At 71.7% G+C, this 13,773-nt stretch carries 12 protein-coding genes and 1 tRNA gene; 4 read left to right on the plus strand and 9 right to left on the minus strand.

Annotated features, from left to right (window positions below; translation table 11 throughout):
* Nucleotides 1–2 precede the first annotated feature (2 nt).
* Nucleotides 3–461, minus strand: a complete 459-nt coding sequence (locus ACGFYP_RS17935) for a winged helix-turn-helix transcriptional regulator (RefSeq protein ID WP_393493891.1) — start codon at nucleotides 459–461, stop codon at nucleotides 3–5.
* 87 nt (nucleotides 462–548) lie between these two features.
* Here ACGFYP_RS17935 and ACGFYP_RS17940 point away from each other — a divergent pair, with 87 nt between their 5' ends.
* Together ACGFYP_RS17940 and ACGFYP_RS17945 are read left to right on the plus strand one after the other, a co-directional pair.
* Nucleotides 549–1,823 carry an MFS transporter gene (locus tag ACGFYP_RS17940; RefSeq protein WP_393493894.1) on the plus strand — a complete coding sequence of 425 codons (1,275 nt, stop codon included), beginning with the start codon at nucleotides 549–551 and terminating at the stop codon, nucleotides 1,821–1,823.
* A 263-nt stretch (nucleotides 1,824–2,086) separates the two neighbouring features.
* The gene (locus tag ACGFYP_RS17945) at nucleotides 2,087–3,580 is read left to right on the plus strand and encodes a cellulose binding domain-containing protein (RefSeq protein ID WP_393493898.1); all 1,494 of its coding nucleotides are present in this window, start codon (nucleotides 2,087–2,089) and stop codon (nucleotides 3,578–3,580) included.
* 168 nt (nucleotides 3,581–3,748) lie between these two features.
* Here ACGFYP_RS17945 and ACGFYP_RS17950 read toward each other — a convergent pair whose 3' ends face one another.
* From ACGFYP_RS17950 to ACGFYP_RS17980, 7 genes are all read right to left on the minus strand, one after another.
* On the minus strand, nucleotides 3,749–4,648 hold the full coding sequence (locus tag ACGFYP_RS17950; protein WP_393493901.1) for a carbohydrate ABC transporter permease: 900 nt from the start codon (nucleotides 4,646–4,648) through the stop codon (nucleotides 3,749–3,751).
* Nucleotides 4,648–5,649, minus strand: coding sequence for a sugar ABC transporter permease (locus ACGFYP_RS17955; RefSeq protein WP_361968049.1), 1,002 nt, complete (start codon nucleotides 5,647–5,649; stop codon nucleotides 4,648–4,650). The genes ACGFYP_RS17950 and ACGFYP_RS17955 overlap by 1 nt, the downstream gene beginning before the upstream one ends.
* Nucleotides 5,650–5,653: 4 nt before the next feature.
* On the minus strand, nucleotides 5,654–6,937 hold the full coding sequence (locus ACGFYP_RS17960; protein ID WP_393494347.1) for an ABC transporter substrate-binding protein: 1,284 nt from the start codon (nucleotides 6,935–6,937) through the stop codon (nucleotides 5,654–5,656).
* 150 nt (nucleotides 6,938–7,087) lie between these two features.
* Nucleotides 7,088–7,160: transfer RNA gene (locus tag ACGFYP_RS17965), tRNA-His, on the minus strand.
* Between the two features lie 166 nt (nucleotides 7,161–7,326).
* Nucleotides 7,327–7,929, minus strand: coding sequence for an oligoribonuclease (gene orn, locus ACGFYP_RS17970; protein WP_361968051.1), 603 nt, complete (start codon nucleotides 7,927–7,929; stop codon nucleotides 7,327–7,329).
* A 163-nt stretch (nucleotides 7,930–8,092) separates the two neighbouring features.
* Nucleotides 8,093–9,262 carry a helix-turn-helix domain-containing protein gene (locus ACGFYP_RS17975; protein WP_393493906.1) on the minus strand — a complete coding sequence of 390 codons (1,170 nt, stop codon included), beginning with the start codon at nucleotides 9,260–9,262 and terminating at the stop codon, nucleotides 8,093–8,095.
* Nucleotides 9,263–9,659: 397 nt separating this feature from the next.
* Nucleotides 9,660–10,076 (minus strand): hypothetical protein, encoded by a 417-nt coding sequence (locus tag ACGFYP_RS17980; RefSeq protein ID WP_393493909.1) that lies wholly within the window; start codon nucleotides 10,074–10,076, stop codon nucleotides 9,660–9,662.
* A gap of 348 nt (nucleotides 10,077–10,424) precedes the next feature.
* Between ACGFYP_RS17980 and ACGFYP_RS17985 the strand changes: the two genes are divergently transcribed.
* Together ACGFYP_RS17985 and ACGFYP_RS17990 are read left to right on the plus strand one after the other, a co-directional pair.
* Nucleotides 10,425–10,946 (plus strand): universal stress protein, encoded by a 522-nt coding sequence (locus ACGFYP_RS17985; protein WP_137989180.1) that lies wholly within the window; start codon nucleotides 10,425–10,427, stop codon nucleotides 10,944–10,946.
* A 191-nt stretch (nucleotides 10,947–11,137) separates the two neighbouring features.
* Nucleotides 11,138–11,701, plus strand: coding sequence for a GPR1/FUN34/YaaH family transporter (locus tag ACGFYP_RS17990; RefSeq protein WP_393493914.1), 564 nt, complete (start codon nucleotides 11,138–11,140; stop codon nucleotides 11,699–11,701).
* Nucleotides 11,702–11,907: 206 nt separating this feature from the next.
* On the opposite strand, the gene glmS is transcribed toward ACGFYP_RS17990, so the two are convergent.
* The gene (gene glmS, locus ACGFYP_RS17995) at nucleotides 11,908–13,725 is read right to left on the minus strand and encodes a glutamine--fructose-6-phosphate transaminase (isomerizing) (protein WP_361969253.1); all 1,818 of its coding nucleotides are present in this window, start codon (nucleotides 13,723–13,725) and stop codon (nucleotides 11,908–11,910) included.
* Nucleotides 13,726–13,773 lie beyond the last annotated feature (48 nt).

The following is a 13,773-nucleotide window of genomic DNA, read 5'->3' on the forward strand; positions in this document are numbered from 1 at the left end:
GGTTACTGAGACTTCTGCACGTGCGTCGTGTCGGTGCCGAGGGGAGTGCCGTCGGGGCCCGTCGGCGCGAATTCCGGTACGGGCGTGCCGTGTTGGTCGACCAGGACGGAGTGGGTCTCGCCGGGGGCGAAGGCGTGCCGCTCGCCCCACTGGCGCAGCGTGAGGATGACGGGGAAGAGCGCACGGCCGGCGTCGGTGAGCACGTACTCCTGGCGCCGGCCCGACGGCGCGGTGCGCTGCGCGAGGACTCCGTGAGCGGTGAGCTTGCGCAGCCGGTCCGTGAGGATGTTGCGCGCGATGCCGGTCCGTCGCTGGAACTCGGTGAACGACCGTGCCCCGTCCATCGCGTCGCGGACGACGAGCAGACTCCACCGGTCCCCGACGAGGTCGAGCGTGCGGGCGACGGGACAGTCGGGGTCGGTCCAGTCGAGGCTCGGGGCGCCCATGGTCGTGCGTGTCATGACACCTCCCAATGGGTTGCGGATTGAAACCATCATGCCGTACGGTCAGAACGGTTGCAATCTGCTACCAATCTGGATGGGAGCGCTATGAACATGTGGCGGCGGTTACTGCTCGCGGTGATCTGTGGTGTCGCGGTGGCGAGCATCTATGCCGCGCAGCCGGTCCTCGAACCGATGGGACGCGATCTCGGTGTGTCGGCGGAACTGGCCGGGTGGATCGTCGCGACCAGCCAGTTCGGCTACCTGGCGGGGCTCCTGCTGCTCGTGCCGCTCGGCGACGTCGTCGACAGGCGCCGGCTCATCGCCGTGCACCTGGCGATCACCGCGGTCGGCATGGTCCTGACGGCCTCCGCGTCGGCCGCGTGGGTGGCGTTCGTGGGACTCGCGACGGCCGGGGTGTTCGCGGTCGTCGTGCAGACCACGGTGGCATACGCCGCGTCGGTCTCCCCGCCCGCCGAACGCGGACGGAACATCGGCGTCGTGACCTCGGGCGTCGTGGTCGGCATCCTGGGCGCGCGGGTCGTCACCGGCGGCCTCGCCGAGGTGTGGGGCTGGCGGAGTGTCTACGCCGTGCTCGCGGTGCTCTCCCTCGCGCTCGCGGCCCTCGTCCTCGTCCTGCTGCCGTCCGAGGAGCGCACCCGCCCGACCGCCTCGTACCGGCAGGTCGTCGCCTCGCTCGGCGGACTGTTCGGGGAGCGCCTCGTCCTGACGCGCGGACTCATCGCCTTCTTTCTCTTCGCCTCGTTCGGCACGCTGTGGAGCGGTCTCTCCCTGCCGCTCGCCGACTCGCCGTGGCACCTGAGCGAGAGCCAGATCGGGCTGTTCGGCATCGCGGGACTCGCCGGCGCCCTCGGCGCGGCCCGCGCCGGACGGTGGGCGGACGCCGGCCGGGCGACCCCGGTCACCGGATTCGCCCTCGCCCTGCTCATCGCCTCCTGGGCGGCGATCGCCCAGCTGCCCTGGACGCTCTGGCTCCTCATCGTGGGGATCGTCGTCCTCGACTTCGCGGTCCAGGCCGTGCACGTGAGCAACCAGCATCTGCTCACCGCCGCGCACCCTGATCGCGTCAGCAGCGTCATCGGCGGCTACATGGTCTTCTACTCGCTCGGCTCCGCCCTCGGCGCGGCCGCGACCACCGCCGTCTTCACCAGCTACGGCTGGGCGGGCTCCAGCATCCTCGGCGCCGCCTTCGCGGCCTGCGGCCTCGCCGTCTGGGCGACCGACAGGCGCCTGCGCCGCGCCGACACGCACCAGGCACCGGAGCAGGCGCCGGGGCGGGCGCAGGAGCAGACGCACGGCACCGACAAGACCGACCGGGCGGACAAGGCCGGACAGGCGATGGAGAGCCCCAAGGTTCTCTGAGCGCGGCCGGCCTCCGCGCCCCAGGGCGTCGCACAGTGGGCTCCGGCCCGGTTCCGGTGTCATCCCCCGTCGCCGGGAACCGGACCCGAGCCCACTGCGCGACGCCCCGCGCGTGCGTGAACCTTTCCCCGTCCCGATGCGTTCCTTAAGGGGAGCCTAAGAATCCCCAACCCTGGCCCCCTCGTGGGCATTTGTCCGTTTCCCTGTCGCTAGCGTGCTGCCGCACCCCACCCCCACCCCCGGCACACAGAGGCAGGCACGCGATGGGCACCACCAGTTCGCACCGGCGCAGGACGAGCGGCAGGACGAAGGTCATCGGCGCGGTCGTCTCGGCGGCGGTGGTCGGCGGCGCGGCCTTCGCGCTCACCGGCACCGCGCAGGCCGCCGCCGTGGGCGCCGCGTACACCCGCACCAGCTCCTGGACCGGCGGCTACACGGGGCAGTACGTCGTGACCAACGAGACCTCCAGCGTCCAGCCGGGGGGCTGGACGCTGGAGTTCGACCTGCCGGCCGGGACGACGATCGGCTCGCTCTGGAACGGCGAGCACACCGTCTCCGGTCGGCACGTCACCGTGAAGCCCGCCAGTTGGAACAAGGAGCTGGCCCCCGGCCAGTCCGTCACCGTCGGCTTCGTGACCTCGGCGGCCGGCGAGGCGGGCGACCCCGCCAACTGCCTGATCAACAAGGCCTCCTGCTCCGTCGGCGGCGTCACCCCGACCCCGAGCGGCCGCCCGACCGAGCAGCCCACCGCCACCGCGAGCCCCACCGCCCCGGCGACCCCCACCGCCACCCCGACGACCACGGCCCCGACGACCTCCGCGCCGACGCCGACCCCCTCGGCGACCGCCACCGGGACCCCGGGCGCCGCCCCGAAGTTCGCGCCGTACATCGACACCTCCCTCTACCCCTCGTACGACATGCTGGCGACCGCCGACGCCACCGGGGTGAAGGAGTTCAACCTCGCCTTCATCACCTCCGGCGGCTCGTGCGCCCCGCTCTGGGGCGGTGTCACCGACCTCGCCGACGACAAGGTGGCCGCCCAGATCGGCGCACTGCGGGCGAAGGGCGGTGACGTCCGGGTCTCCCTCGGCGGCGCCGCCGGCCACGAACTGGCCCTGAACTGCGCCAACTCCGCCGACCTCGCGGCCGCGTACGGCAAGGTCGTCGACCGGTACAAGCTCACCAAGGTCGACTTCGACATCGAGGGCGCGGCCCTGCCGGACACCGCCGCCAACACCCGCCGCTCCCAGGCCATCGCGCAGCTCCAGAAGGCCCACCCCGGCCTGAACGTCTCCTTCACCCTGCCGGTCATGCCCGAGGGCCTGACCCAGCCGGGCGTGGACCTGCTCGCCGACGCCAAGAGGAACGGGGTCCGCGTCGACGCCGTCAACGTCATGGCGATGGACTACGGACCGGCCTACAGCGCCGACATGGGTACGTACGCGATCCAGGCCGCGACCGCCACCCAGGCCCAGGTCAAGGGCGTCCTCGGCCTCTCCGACGCCGCCGCCTGGAAGGCCGTCGCCGTCACCCCGATGATCGGCGTCAACGACGTCACGACCGAGATCTTCAAGGTCGACGACGCCACCCAGCTGGTCGACTTCGCGAAGTCCAAGGGCATCGGCTGGCTGTCGATGTGGTCCTCGACCCGCGACAAGCAGTGCGCGGCCGGCGCGGTGAACCACGCGGACGCCACCTGCTCCTCGATCCTTCAGCAGCCGCTGGCCTTCACCAAGGCCTTCGCCGCCTACAAGTAACGCCTACAAGTAACGCCTACACGTAACCGGGACCCCTCAGAGCCCCCCTGTCCCCCCACATCGCGCGCCCCGGCCGGAGCCCTACCCTCCGGCCGGGGCGCGCCCACGATTCGAGCCCGCCGTTCCCGTCCACCCTTCGCGCCCGCCGCTTCAAGGCCGGGCGCCCGCTCAGCCCTTCAGCGCGCCCCGCATGATCCCGCCGACGATCTGCCGGCCGAAGACCACGAAGACGAGCAGCAGCGGCAGCGTCCCCAGCAGCGCACCGGCCATGATCACCGACTGGTCGGGGATGTACCCGCGGCCGAGCCCGGCAAGGGCCACCTGGACCGTCGGGCTGCCGTTCTGCGTCAAGGCGATGACCGGCCAGAAGAAGTCGTTCCACGCCATCACGAACGTCAGCATCCCGAGCACCGCCATCGCCGGACGCGCCGCGGGGAAGACCACGTGCCAGACGATGCGCAGCGAGCCCGCCCCGTCCACCCGGGCCGCCTCGACCAGCTCCGAGGGGAGCGCGCGGCTCAGATGCTGACGCATGAAGAAGACACCGAACGCGGAGACGAGCGCGGGCAGCACCACGGACTGCAGCCGGTCGGTCCACGACACCTCGGCGATCAGCATGAACAGCGGTACGACGGCCAGCTGCGGCGGCACCATCATCGTGCCGATCACCACCGTCAGGAGCGCGTTCCTGAACCGGAACCGCAGCTTGGCGAAGGCGAACCCCGCGAGGGTCGAGAAGAGCACCGTGCCCGCCGCCACCGCCCCCGCGACGACGGTGGTGTTGAGCAGCGCCGTGCCCAGGTTCGCGTCGGTCCAGGCGGTGCCGAGGTTCTCGGGCAGGTTGCCGCCGAACCAGAGCGGCGGAGGGGTCCTGGCGAGCCGCGTGTTGTCCCGCGAGGCCGCCACCGCCGTCCACAGCAGCGGGAAGAGGGACCCGGCGGTGAAGACGAGGAGCACGGCATACGCCACCCACCCCGCCCGCGCGGAGCTACGGCCCCCCACCGCCCGCGACGACACGGACGCATGCCCTCCCGCCGCCCGCGACGACACCCACGTACGGCGGCCCATCAGCCCTCCCCTCCCCGCCCGGCGAGCCACGGCCGCAGCAGCCGGGCCGCCGCGCCGATCAGCAGCAGGATCAGGAACATGGCCCAGGCGATCGCCGACGCCCGCCCCAGGTGGTGGTTCACCCACCCCTGCTCGTACAGATAGAGCCCCAGCGTCTGGAACTGGTGGTCCGCGCCGCCCGTCGCCCCCGCGCCGCCGTTGAACAGCAGCGGCTCGCCGAAGAGCTGCGTCGCCCCGATCGTCGAGACGACGACCGTGAACAGGATCGTCGGCCTCAGCCCGGGCACCGTCACATGGACGAACTGCCGCCACCGCGAGGCCCCGTCCAGCTCCGCCGCCTCGTACAGCTCGTCCGGGATCGACTGCATCGCCGCCAGGTAGATCAGCGCGTTGTAGCCCGTCCAGCGCCAGACGACGATCGTCGAGACCGCGACCCGCGAGGCCCACGTGCCGTTCTGCCAGTCCACCGGGGAGAACCCGACCGCCCCGAGCACCCAGTTGACCAGGCCGTGGTCCCGCCCGAAGAGCAGGACGAAGACCAGCGTGGCCGCCGCCACCGAGGTGGCGTACGGAGTGAGGGCCGCGACCCGGAAGAAGGTCCGGCCGCGCAGCCGGGAGTTGAGCAGGTGCGCGACGCCGAGCGCGATGAGCAGCTGCGGAACGGTCGACAGGATCCCGATCGTGACCGTGTTCCCCAGCGCGTTCCAGAAGAAGTCGTCGTCCAGGAGCCGGGTGAAGTTCCGCGCCCCGACCCACTCCATCCGGTCCGGCGCGGTCAGCTCCACCCGGTGCAGCGAGGCCCAGCCGGTGTAGAGGAGCGGGAAGAGCCCGAAGGCGGCGAAGAGGACGAAGAACGGGGCGACGAGGGCGTACGGAGCCCAGCGCGCGCCCCGGCTGTGCAGGCGGACCCGGCGCCGCCCAGCCTCCTTCGTACGGGGCGCGGGCGCCTCCAGCGGGGCGCCCGGGTGCGGCGCCGGTGCGGCGACCTCGGCCTCGGTCATCGGCTCACCGGTCCAGGGCGTTGTCGATCGTCTTCACCGCCGCGTCCCAGCCGGCCCGAGGGGCCCGCCCCTTCTGGTCGACCTGGAGCATGCCGATGTCGGCCAGGTTCTGGGCGATGACCGCGTCCTTCGGGCCGGTGACGGCCACCGGCACGCCCCGCGCCGCCGCCGCGAAGATCGCGCCGACGGGGGCGTCGCCGAAGTACGCGTGCCGGGCGCCGGAGACCACCGGCAGGGCGTAGGCGGCCGAGGCGCTGGGGAAGCTGCCCCGCCGTGCGAAGAGCGTCGCCTGCTGGGCGGGCGCGGTCAGCCAGGCCACCAGCTTCGCCGCCTCGGCCCGGTGCTTCCCGGCCGACGGTACGACGAGGAAGGAGCCGCCCCAGTTGCCGGGCCGGGGCGCCGCCGCCACGTCCCACGCGCCCCGGCCGCCGGGCCCCGCCTTGTCCTGGATGTAGCCGAGCATCCAGGCCGGGCAGGAGACGGTGGCGAACCGGCCGTTGGCGTACGCCTGGTCCCAGGCGGGGGTGAACTGCTGGAGCCTGGCGGTCAGGCCGCCGGTGGCGAACGCGGCGGCGAGGTCCCAGGCGTGCTTCACGGCCGGGTTGTCCTTGTAGACGACCTCGCCCTCGGTGTCGTAGAAGCGGAGCGGGCTGCTGCCCGTGATCGCCGCCATCACGCCGGCGGCGGAGTCCACGAAGGCGACCCCCTCGGGCGCCGCGGCCTTGAACCGTCTGCCGACGTCCAGGTACTTCTTCCAGTCCCCGGCCCAGAGCCGGCCGACGGCGGCCCGGTCGGTGGGCAGCCCGGCCCGGGCGAAGAGGTCCTTGCGGTAGCAGACGGCCTGCGGGCCGATGTCCGTGCCCAGCGCGACCGTTCGGCCGTTGCGGTCGGTGCCCTGCGCCCATTTCCAGGGCAGGAAGGCGCTCTTGTCGACGCCGGGCGCCGCGCCGAGGTCTTCGAGGCGGTGCCCCTGGGTGGTGGTGACCTCGGCGATGTTGTTCACCTCGACGGCCTGGACGTCGGCGAGCCCGGAGTCGGAGACGAGGTGGGTGAGCAGCTGCGGGTAGTAGTTCTCGTTCCGCTCGATCGAGGTCTGCCGGACGACGATCCCGGGGTGGAGCCTCATGTACGTGTCGTAGAGGCCGGCCTCCTTCAGACCGAAGGCCCCGAACACCCCGACGGTGAGCGTGGTCCGGCCGTCCCGCTCGGCGGGGCCCGCGGCGCACCCGGCCGGCAGCGCGGTGGCGAGCACGGCGGCGACGGCGAGGGGGATACGGGTCCTGCGGATGACGGCCTCCCGGTGCCAGGGCCTGGTGACCGTCGTCACGTTAGGCGCCCGCCCCCGCCCGCACCCCGGGGGCGCCGCGCGCGCTCACCCGAAGGGCCCCGGAAAACGACCGAGGCCCCGGTTCTTTCGAACCGGGGCCTCGACCTTCAGGGTGAGTGACGGGACTCGAACCCGCGGCATCCTGGACCACAACCAGGTGCTCTACCAGCTGAGCTACACCCACCATGACCGGCGGTTTCCCGAAGGTTTCCCCGACCGGCCGAGAAGAAGTCTACAGGGTCCGGGAGGGTGCTCGCGCCCGCATTCGACCCGGGGGCGTCAGGGGGGCGCCGGAGGTGCGTCAGGGGCGCGAGCAGGGGCTGCCCGGCCGGGCGGCCCGGCCGTCGGAACTACTCCGGCGGCAGGACGTGGCGCGCGGCGATCTGCTTCGCCGTGTCCGAGTCGGGCCCGGGCTGCGGGACGAAGATCGCCTCACGGTAGTAGCGCAGCTCGGCGATGGACTCGCGGATGTCGGCGAGCGCACGGTGGTTGCCGCTCTTCTCCGGACTGTTGAAGTACGCCCTCGGGTACCAGCGGCGGGCCAGCTCCTTGACCGAGGAGACATCGACGATCCGGTAGTGCAGATGGCTCTCCAGGGCCGGCATGTCCCGCGAGAGGAATCCCCGGTCGGTGGAGACCGAGTTCCCGCACAGCGGCGCCTTGCCGGGCTCCTTGACGTGCTCGCGCACGTAGGCGAGGACCTGCGCCTCGGCGTCGGCGAGGGTCGTGCCGCCGGCCAGGGCGTCGAGGAGGCCGGAGGACGTGTGCATCTGGCGCACGATCTCGGGCATGGTCTCCAGCGCCGCCTCCGGCGGGCGGATGACGATGTCCACGCCGTCGCCGAGCACGTTCAGTTCCGAGTCGGTGACCAGTGCGGCCACCTCGATGAGTGCGTCGTCCGTCAGCGAGAGCCCGGTCATCTCGCAGTCGATCCACACCATGCGATCGTTCATGCGTCCTACCTTAGGGGGTGGCTCCCGGTTCCCTCCCGGTTCGGACCGGGACAGGCTGACGGGCGGCCCGGGCGAACGCCGACGGGCGCCCGGGAGAGGTACCCCCGGACGCCCGTCGGATTGATCGTGCGCGGCTTGTGGCGCGCGCGGTCCTGCCCGCCCCCTAGGGGGCGCTGCGCTGACCCGGCAGGGCCGGGCGGCCGGAGGCGTACATGTCCGACTGCGGCTTGCCCGGGTCCAGCGGCCCACCGGGCCGCCGGAGGACCGGCGCGCCCTGCGGAGGCACCAGCGGGTCGAGCACCGCCGTCGTCGTCTCGGCCTGCGGGCGCCTGGCCCGGTAGGCCGCGCGGTACGCGGCCGGCGAGGAGCCGAGCTGGCGGCGGAAGTGCCCGCGCAGCGCCACCGGGGAGCGGAAGCCGCAGCGACCCGCGACCTCGTCGACCGAGTAGTCGGAGGTCTCGAGCAGCCGCTGAGCCTGCAGCACCCGCTGGGTGATCAGCCACTGCAGCGGGGCGGACCCCGTCAGCGAGCGGAACCGCCGGTCGAACGTACGCCGTGACATGTACGCGCGGGCCGCGAGCGTCTCCACGTCGAACTGCTCGTGGAGGTGCTCAAGAGCCCAGGCGACGACCTCCGCGAGCGGGTCGGCGCCGATCTCCTCAGGTAAAGACCTGTCGAGATAGCGCTCCTGACCGCCGCTGCGCCGCGGCGGGACGACCAGCCGGCGCGCCAGGGCGCCCGCGGCCTCCGCGCCGTGGTCGGTCCGCACGATGTGCAGACACAGGTCGATTCCGGCCGCGGTGCCGGCCGAAGTCAGTACGTCCCCGTCGTCGACGAAGAGCTCCCGCGGGTCCACATGGACCGACGGATAGCGCTTGGCGAGCGTCGGCGCGTACATCCAGTGGGTGGTGGCCGGGCGGCCGTCGAGCAGCCCGGCGGCGGCGAGCACGAACGCGCCGGTGCACAGACCGACGATCCGCGCGCCCTCTTCGTGTGCCCGGCGCAGCGCTTCGAGCGCCTCCGGCGGTGGCGGCGAGGTGATCGACCGCCAGGCCGGTACGACGACGGTTCCGGCGCGACTGATCGCGTCCAGGCCGTACGGCGCGGTCAGTTCGAGGCCCCCTGTGGTCCGCAGCGGGCCGTCCTCGCCGGCACATACGAGCAGCCGGTAACGCGGTACTCCGGCGTCCTGCCGGTCGATGCCGAACACGGAGAGCGGGATGGAGCTCTCGAAGATGGGGCCGCCGCTGAACAGCAGCACCGCGACTACTTCGCGGCGGCGGCGCCCGGACAGCTTCCGTGCGGCCTCCGTTACGGCGGAGTCCTGGCTCATGACGCTAAGCCCCCCTCGGTGTTCGCGTCTCCCTGGTCCTGTCGCTCCTGCACGATTCCCCTCGGTTTTGCACGAGACCCCAGTCTTCGATACCCATGATCGAATCTACTGTGTTCCGTGGCGCCGGCGTGACAAGTTCTCCATCCGGCACATTGTCGACAAGGCAACTTGGCGCGAAGCATTCGATCACGAAGCGTTCCACTCGTGGGCCGCGCAGGGAAGTGCGCGTGGCCCGCATGGCCCGTCCCCGTAGGGTGCGCGGGCCCGGCCCGAGCCTTTCCGGCCTGGTGGCACCAGGGTTGAGGGGTCATTCCGCCAAGGACTCGCCGACATCTGGAACTTGGCTGAAATCATATGGGTGCGGGTGTGCGAATGCGTCAGCTTCGCGGGGGGTGCGTCAGCCCTGACGGTGGTTTCGGCCGCCGTGCGAGCGACGCGCTCGGGGCGCCGTCGCCTCGGCGCGCAGACCGCGCTCCGCACGGCGCAGCAGCACCCGGCAGACCGCCGTCACCGCGGCGAGCCCGACCGCCGTTCCGGCGGCCCCGCCCAGCGAGGTGCCGTAGACCACGAGGACGACCGGGACGAGGACGCAGCAGAAGACCGCCCAGCGGACGACGTCGCCCGCCGACTCCGCCGCCGAGTCCGCCGCGCCGCCCGGAGCGCTCCCCGCCGTGCTCCCTGCCGCGCTCCCCGCCGTGCTCCCCGGCGGCTCCGGGGAGCGTCGCCGGCCGGGTCCGCGCGCCGGGGCGGGGGAGGGGGCGGACGTGTGGAGGTCGGCGGGGCGGGCGGTGGCGGCGGCCGTTGGTGCGGGCACGGGCGGGGCTCCCTGCGACGGTGACTGGACCTGTGGCAACGAGAAGCGGAACGTTCCGGTCACTGCGAGGGGCGTCCGTTTGGCCCTCCGTACGGACACCTGGAGGGACAGCTGTAGGGCACAGGCGGCATTGCCATAACGGGACGGGCTCGTGCATGCTCCCTGGAACGCCGTGCGAGCGCCGGGTGCGAGCCCGGACGGCTCTGGGCGGGAGAGGAGTGTCGCCGTACCCTTGGGGGTATGGGCTTGGGAAGATGATTCCCGGACACAGCTCCGCCGCCAATCCGTTGTTCCGTACGACGTACTCCACTTTCCCTTCCCACAAGGATCTTCTTCGCCGAGACACCGATGGCCGGTCACGAATTCCCCGAACCCGCGGACCGCAAGCGCGTCGCCGACTCCACGGTCGACCCCCTCGCGGTGGAACAGCCACGTCACTCCTGTGATCCCGCCTTCCGGCACGGAGTGGTCGTCGGTTTCGACGGCTCGACGTCCAGTGAGCGAGCCCTCGCGTACGCCATCGGCATGGCCAGGCGTTCCGGCTCCGGCCTGATCATCGTGCACGTCGCCAACCGGCTCCCCACCACCGTCTGGGCGGGGTGCGAGCCGCCGGTCTTCGTCGACGTCCCGGACCACCGCACCGAGGTGCTCGGCCTGGAGCTCGCCTGCGCGGACTATCTGGCCGAGGTGCCCTGGATCCTCGTCGAGCGCGGCGGCGACATCTGCCACGAGCTGGAGGAGGTCGGCCGGGAGTACTCGGCCGACGCGATCGTGGTCGGCTCGACGCACGGGATCGTCGGCCGGATCTTCGGCTCGGTGGCGGGCCGGCTCGCCAAGCGCGCGCAGCGGCCCGTGATCGTCATCCCGTGATCGTCGCCCTGTAATCGTCGGGCCCCGACAGCCGCCCCCTGGGCTTCATCTTCTCGACACTTCGTCAACTCCCTTGATACGGCGATAATTTCTGCCGCCGTCAGGTGATTTGTGCGCTTGTGAAGGGTAGTTAAAAGTCACCGGAACAAGCAGCTCACGCAGCACAACTGCCCACTTGAAGGGAGCCCGCCGTGGACAACGACGTCGCCGCGGGAAACACGACCTCCACTCTCGGCCACCTCGCGCTCGGACTGACTCTGCTGGCCTTCGGCGTCGGCAGCACCGGCGTGATCGACAACGTCGCGGCGTCGGACGCCGCATCCCTCGCCACCTGGGTCGGCGGGGTGGCGCTCTTCCTCGTCGGCCTGCTCGCCCTGCGCGCCGGCAACGGCGGTGAGGGCACGGCCTATTCGGCGCTCGGCGCCTTCTGGTTCACCTGGGGGACCGGAGTCGGCGACGGCGGTTCGGCCGAGGCCACCGGTCTCTTCCTGCTGCTGTGGGCGCTCCTCGCGCTCACACTGACCATGGCCGCCGCGGGCAGCGGTCTGTTCGGACAGGGCGTCTACGGGCTGCTGTTCGTCGCGCTGCTGCTGCTCGGCATCGGCGCACTCGCCGACAACGGCGGTCTGGCGAAGGCGGGCGGCTGGGTCGCCGCGGTGGCGGGCCTCGTGGCCTGGTACGGCGCGACGGCGGCGGTGGCCCACTGGCCGACCTCGCTGAGCCGCTCGGGCCGTAGCGCGGCCGCGGCGAGCTGACGACAGCCGCCTGACGACAGCCGCCTGACGGCAGACGGCAGACGGCAAGGCAACGACAGAAAGCGGTCCCCGCGCACCGACGAGGTGCGCGGGGACCGCTTTCGTGTCCGGCCGGGCGTCCGGCCCTCCGGGGACAGGTCCGGAATGCGGGCGGACGGGCTTTCCCGGCCGTGGTCGAGAGCTCCGGGTGACAGGCCCGGCGGCTGCTACTCGACCGTGACGGACTTGGCCAGGTTGCGCGGCTTGTCGATGTCGCGGCCCATGGCGAGCGCCGTGTGGTAGGCGAGGAGCTGGAGCGGGATGCCCATCAGGATCGGGTCCAGCTCGTCCTCGTTCTTCGGCACGACGATGGTGTGGTCGGCCTTCGCCTGCGGCTGGTGCGCGACCGCGAGGATGCGGCCGCTGCGGGCCTTGATCTCCTCCAGGGCGGCGCGGTTCTTCTCGAGCAGGTCGTCGTCGGGGACGATCGCGACGGTCGGCAGGGCCGGCTCGATCAGCGCGAGCGGGCCGTGCTTCAGCTCGGAGGCCGGGTACGCCTCGGCGTGGATGTACGAGATCTCCTTGAGCTTCAGGGAGGCCTCGAGGGCGACGGGGTAACCGCGCACGCGGCCGATGAACATCATCGACTGGGCGCCGGCGTACTCCGCGGCGATCTTCTTGATCTCTTCCTCGGTCTCGAGGATCTCGCTGATCTGCCCGGGCAGCTTGCGCAGACCCTCGATGATCCGCTTGCCGTCGGTGACCGACAGGTCGCGGATGCGGCCGAGGTGCAGGGCGATCAGCGCGAAGGCGGTCACCGTGTTGGTGAAGCACTTGGTGGAGACGACGCAGACCTCCGGGCCGGCGTGCACGTAGACGCCGCCGTCGGCCTCGCGGGCGATGGCGGAGCCGACCACGTTGACGACGCCGATGACACGGGCGCCCTTGCGCTTGAGCTCCTGCACGGCGGCGAGCACGTCGTACGTCTCACCGGACTGGGAGACGGCGATGTAGAGGGTGTCGGGGTCCACGACCGGGTTGCGGTAGCGGAACTCCGAGGCCGGCTCGGCGTCGGCGGGGATACGGGCCATGGACTCGATGAGCCCGGCGCCGATGAGACCGGCGTGGTACGAGGTGCCGCAGCCGAGGATCTTGATCCGGCGGATGGTGCGGGCCTCGCGGGCGTCCAGGTTCAGGCCGCCCAGGTGGACGGTGGAGAACCGGTCGTCGATCCGGCCGCGCAGCACGCGGTCGACCGCGTCGGGCTGCTCGGAGATCTCCTTGTGCATGTACGTGTCGTGGCCGCCCATGTCGTAGGAGGCGGCCTCCCACTCCACGGTCTCCGGGGTGGCCGTCGTCGAGGCGCCCGAGGTCGTGTACGTACGGAAGTCGTCGGCCTTGAGGGTGGCCATCTCGCCGTCGTCGAGGGTGACGACCTGGCGGGTGTGGGCGATCAGGGCGGCGACGTCCGAGGCGACGAACATCTCCTTCTCGCCGATGCCGAGGACGACCGGGGAGCCGTTGCGGGCCACCACGATGCGGTCGTTGAAGTCGGCGTGCATGACGGCGATGCCGTAGGTGCCCTCGATGACCTTGAGCGCCTCGCGGACCTTCTCCTCCAGGGTGGTGGCCTGGGAGCGGGCGATCAGGTGGGTGATGACCTCGGTGTCGGTCTCGGACGCGAAGACGACGCCGTCGGCCTCCAGCTTGGCGCGGAGCTCCTGGGCGTTGTCGACGATGCCGTTGTGGACGACCGCGACCTTGTTCTCGGGGTCCAGGTGCGGGTGCGAGTTGATGTCGCTCGGCGCGCCGTGGGTGGCCCAGCGGGTGTGGGCGATGCCGGTGGTGCCGGTGAAGCGCTTGGGGACACGGGCCTCCAGGTCACGGACCCGGCCCTTGGCCTTGACCATCTTCAGGCCGGTGGCCTTCGGGCTGGTGATGACGATGCCGGCGGAGTCGTACCCCCGGTACTCCAGCCGCTGCAGGCCTTCCAGCAGCAGCGGAGCCACGTCGCGCTTTCCGATGTAACCGACAATTCCGCACATAAAAGTCTTACCCCTCCAGGTTGGTGAGTGTGCTCCGTCGTGGCGTCG

This window comes from Streptomyces sp. NPDC048370 (assembly GCF_043200825.1).
GTDB lineage: Bacteria > Actinomycetota > Actinomycetes > Streptomycetales > Streptomycetaceae > Streptomyces.

Coding starts and splice junctions, on each gene's coding strand:
- ACGFYP_RS17985 (WP_137989180.1), top strand. CDS start 10,425: ATGGCCGGTCACGAATTCCCCGAACCCGCGGACCGCAAGCGCGTCGCC.
- ACGFYP_RS17945 (WP_393493898.1), top strand. CDS start 2,087: ATGGGCACCACCAGTTCGCACCGGCGCAGGACGAGCGGCAGGACGAAG.
- orn (WP_361968051.1), bottom strand. CDS start 7,929: ATGAACGATCGCATGGTGTGGATCGACTGCGAGATGACCGGGCTCTCG.
- ACGFYP_RS17975 (WP_393493906.1), bottom strand. CDS start 9,262: ATGAGCCAGGACTCCGCCGTAACGGAGGCCGCACGGAAGCTGTCCGGG.
- ACGFYP_RS17940 (WP_393493894.1), top strand. CDS start 549: ATGAACATGTGGCGGCGGTTACTGCTCGCGGTGATCTGTGGTGTCGCG.
- ACGFYP_RS17955 (WP_361968049.1), bottom strand. CDS start 5,649: ATGACCGAGGCCGAGGTCGCCGCACCGGCGCCGCACCCGGGCGCCCCG.
- glmS (WP_361969253.1), bottom strand. CDS start 13,725: ATGTGCGGAATTGTCGGTTACATCGGAAAGCGCGACGTGGCTCCGCTG.
- ACGFYP_RS17950 (WP_393493901.1), bottom strand. CDS start 4,648: ATGGGCCGCCGTACGTGGGTGTCGTCGCGGGCGGCGGGAGGGCATGCG.
- ACGFYP_RS17935 (WP_393493891.1), bottom strand. CDS start 461: ATGACACGCACGACCATGGGCGCCCCGAGCCTCGACTGGACCGACCCC.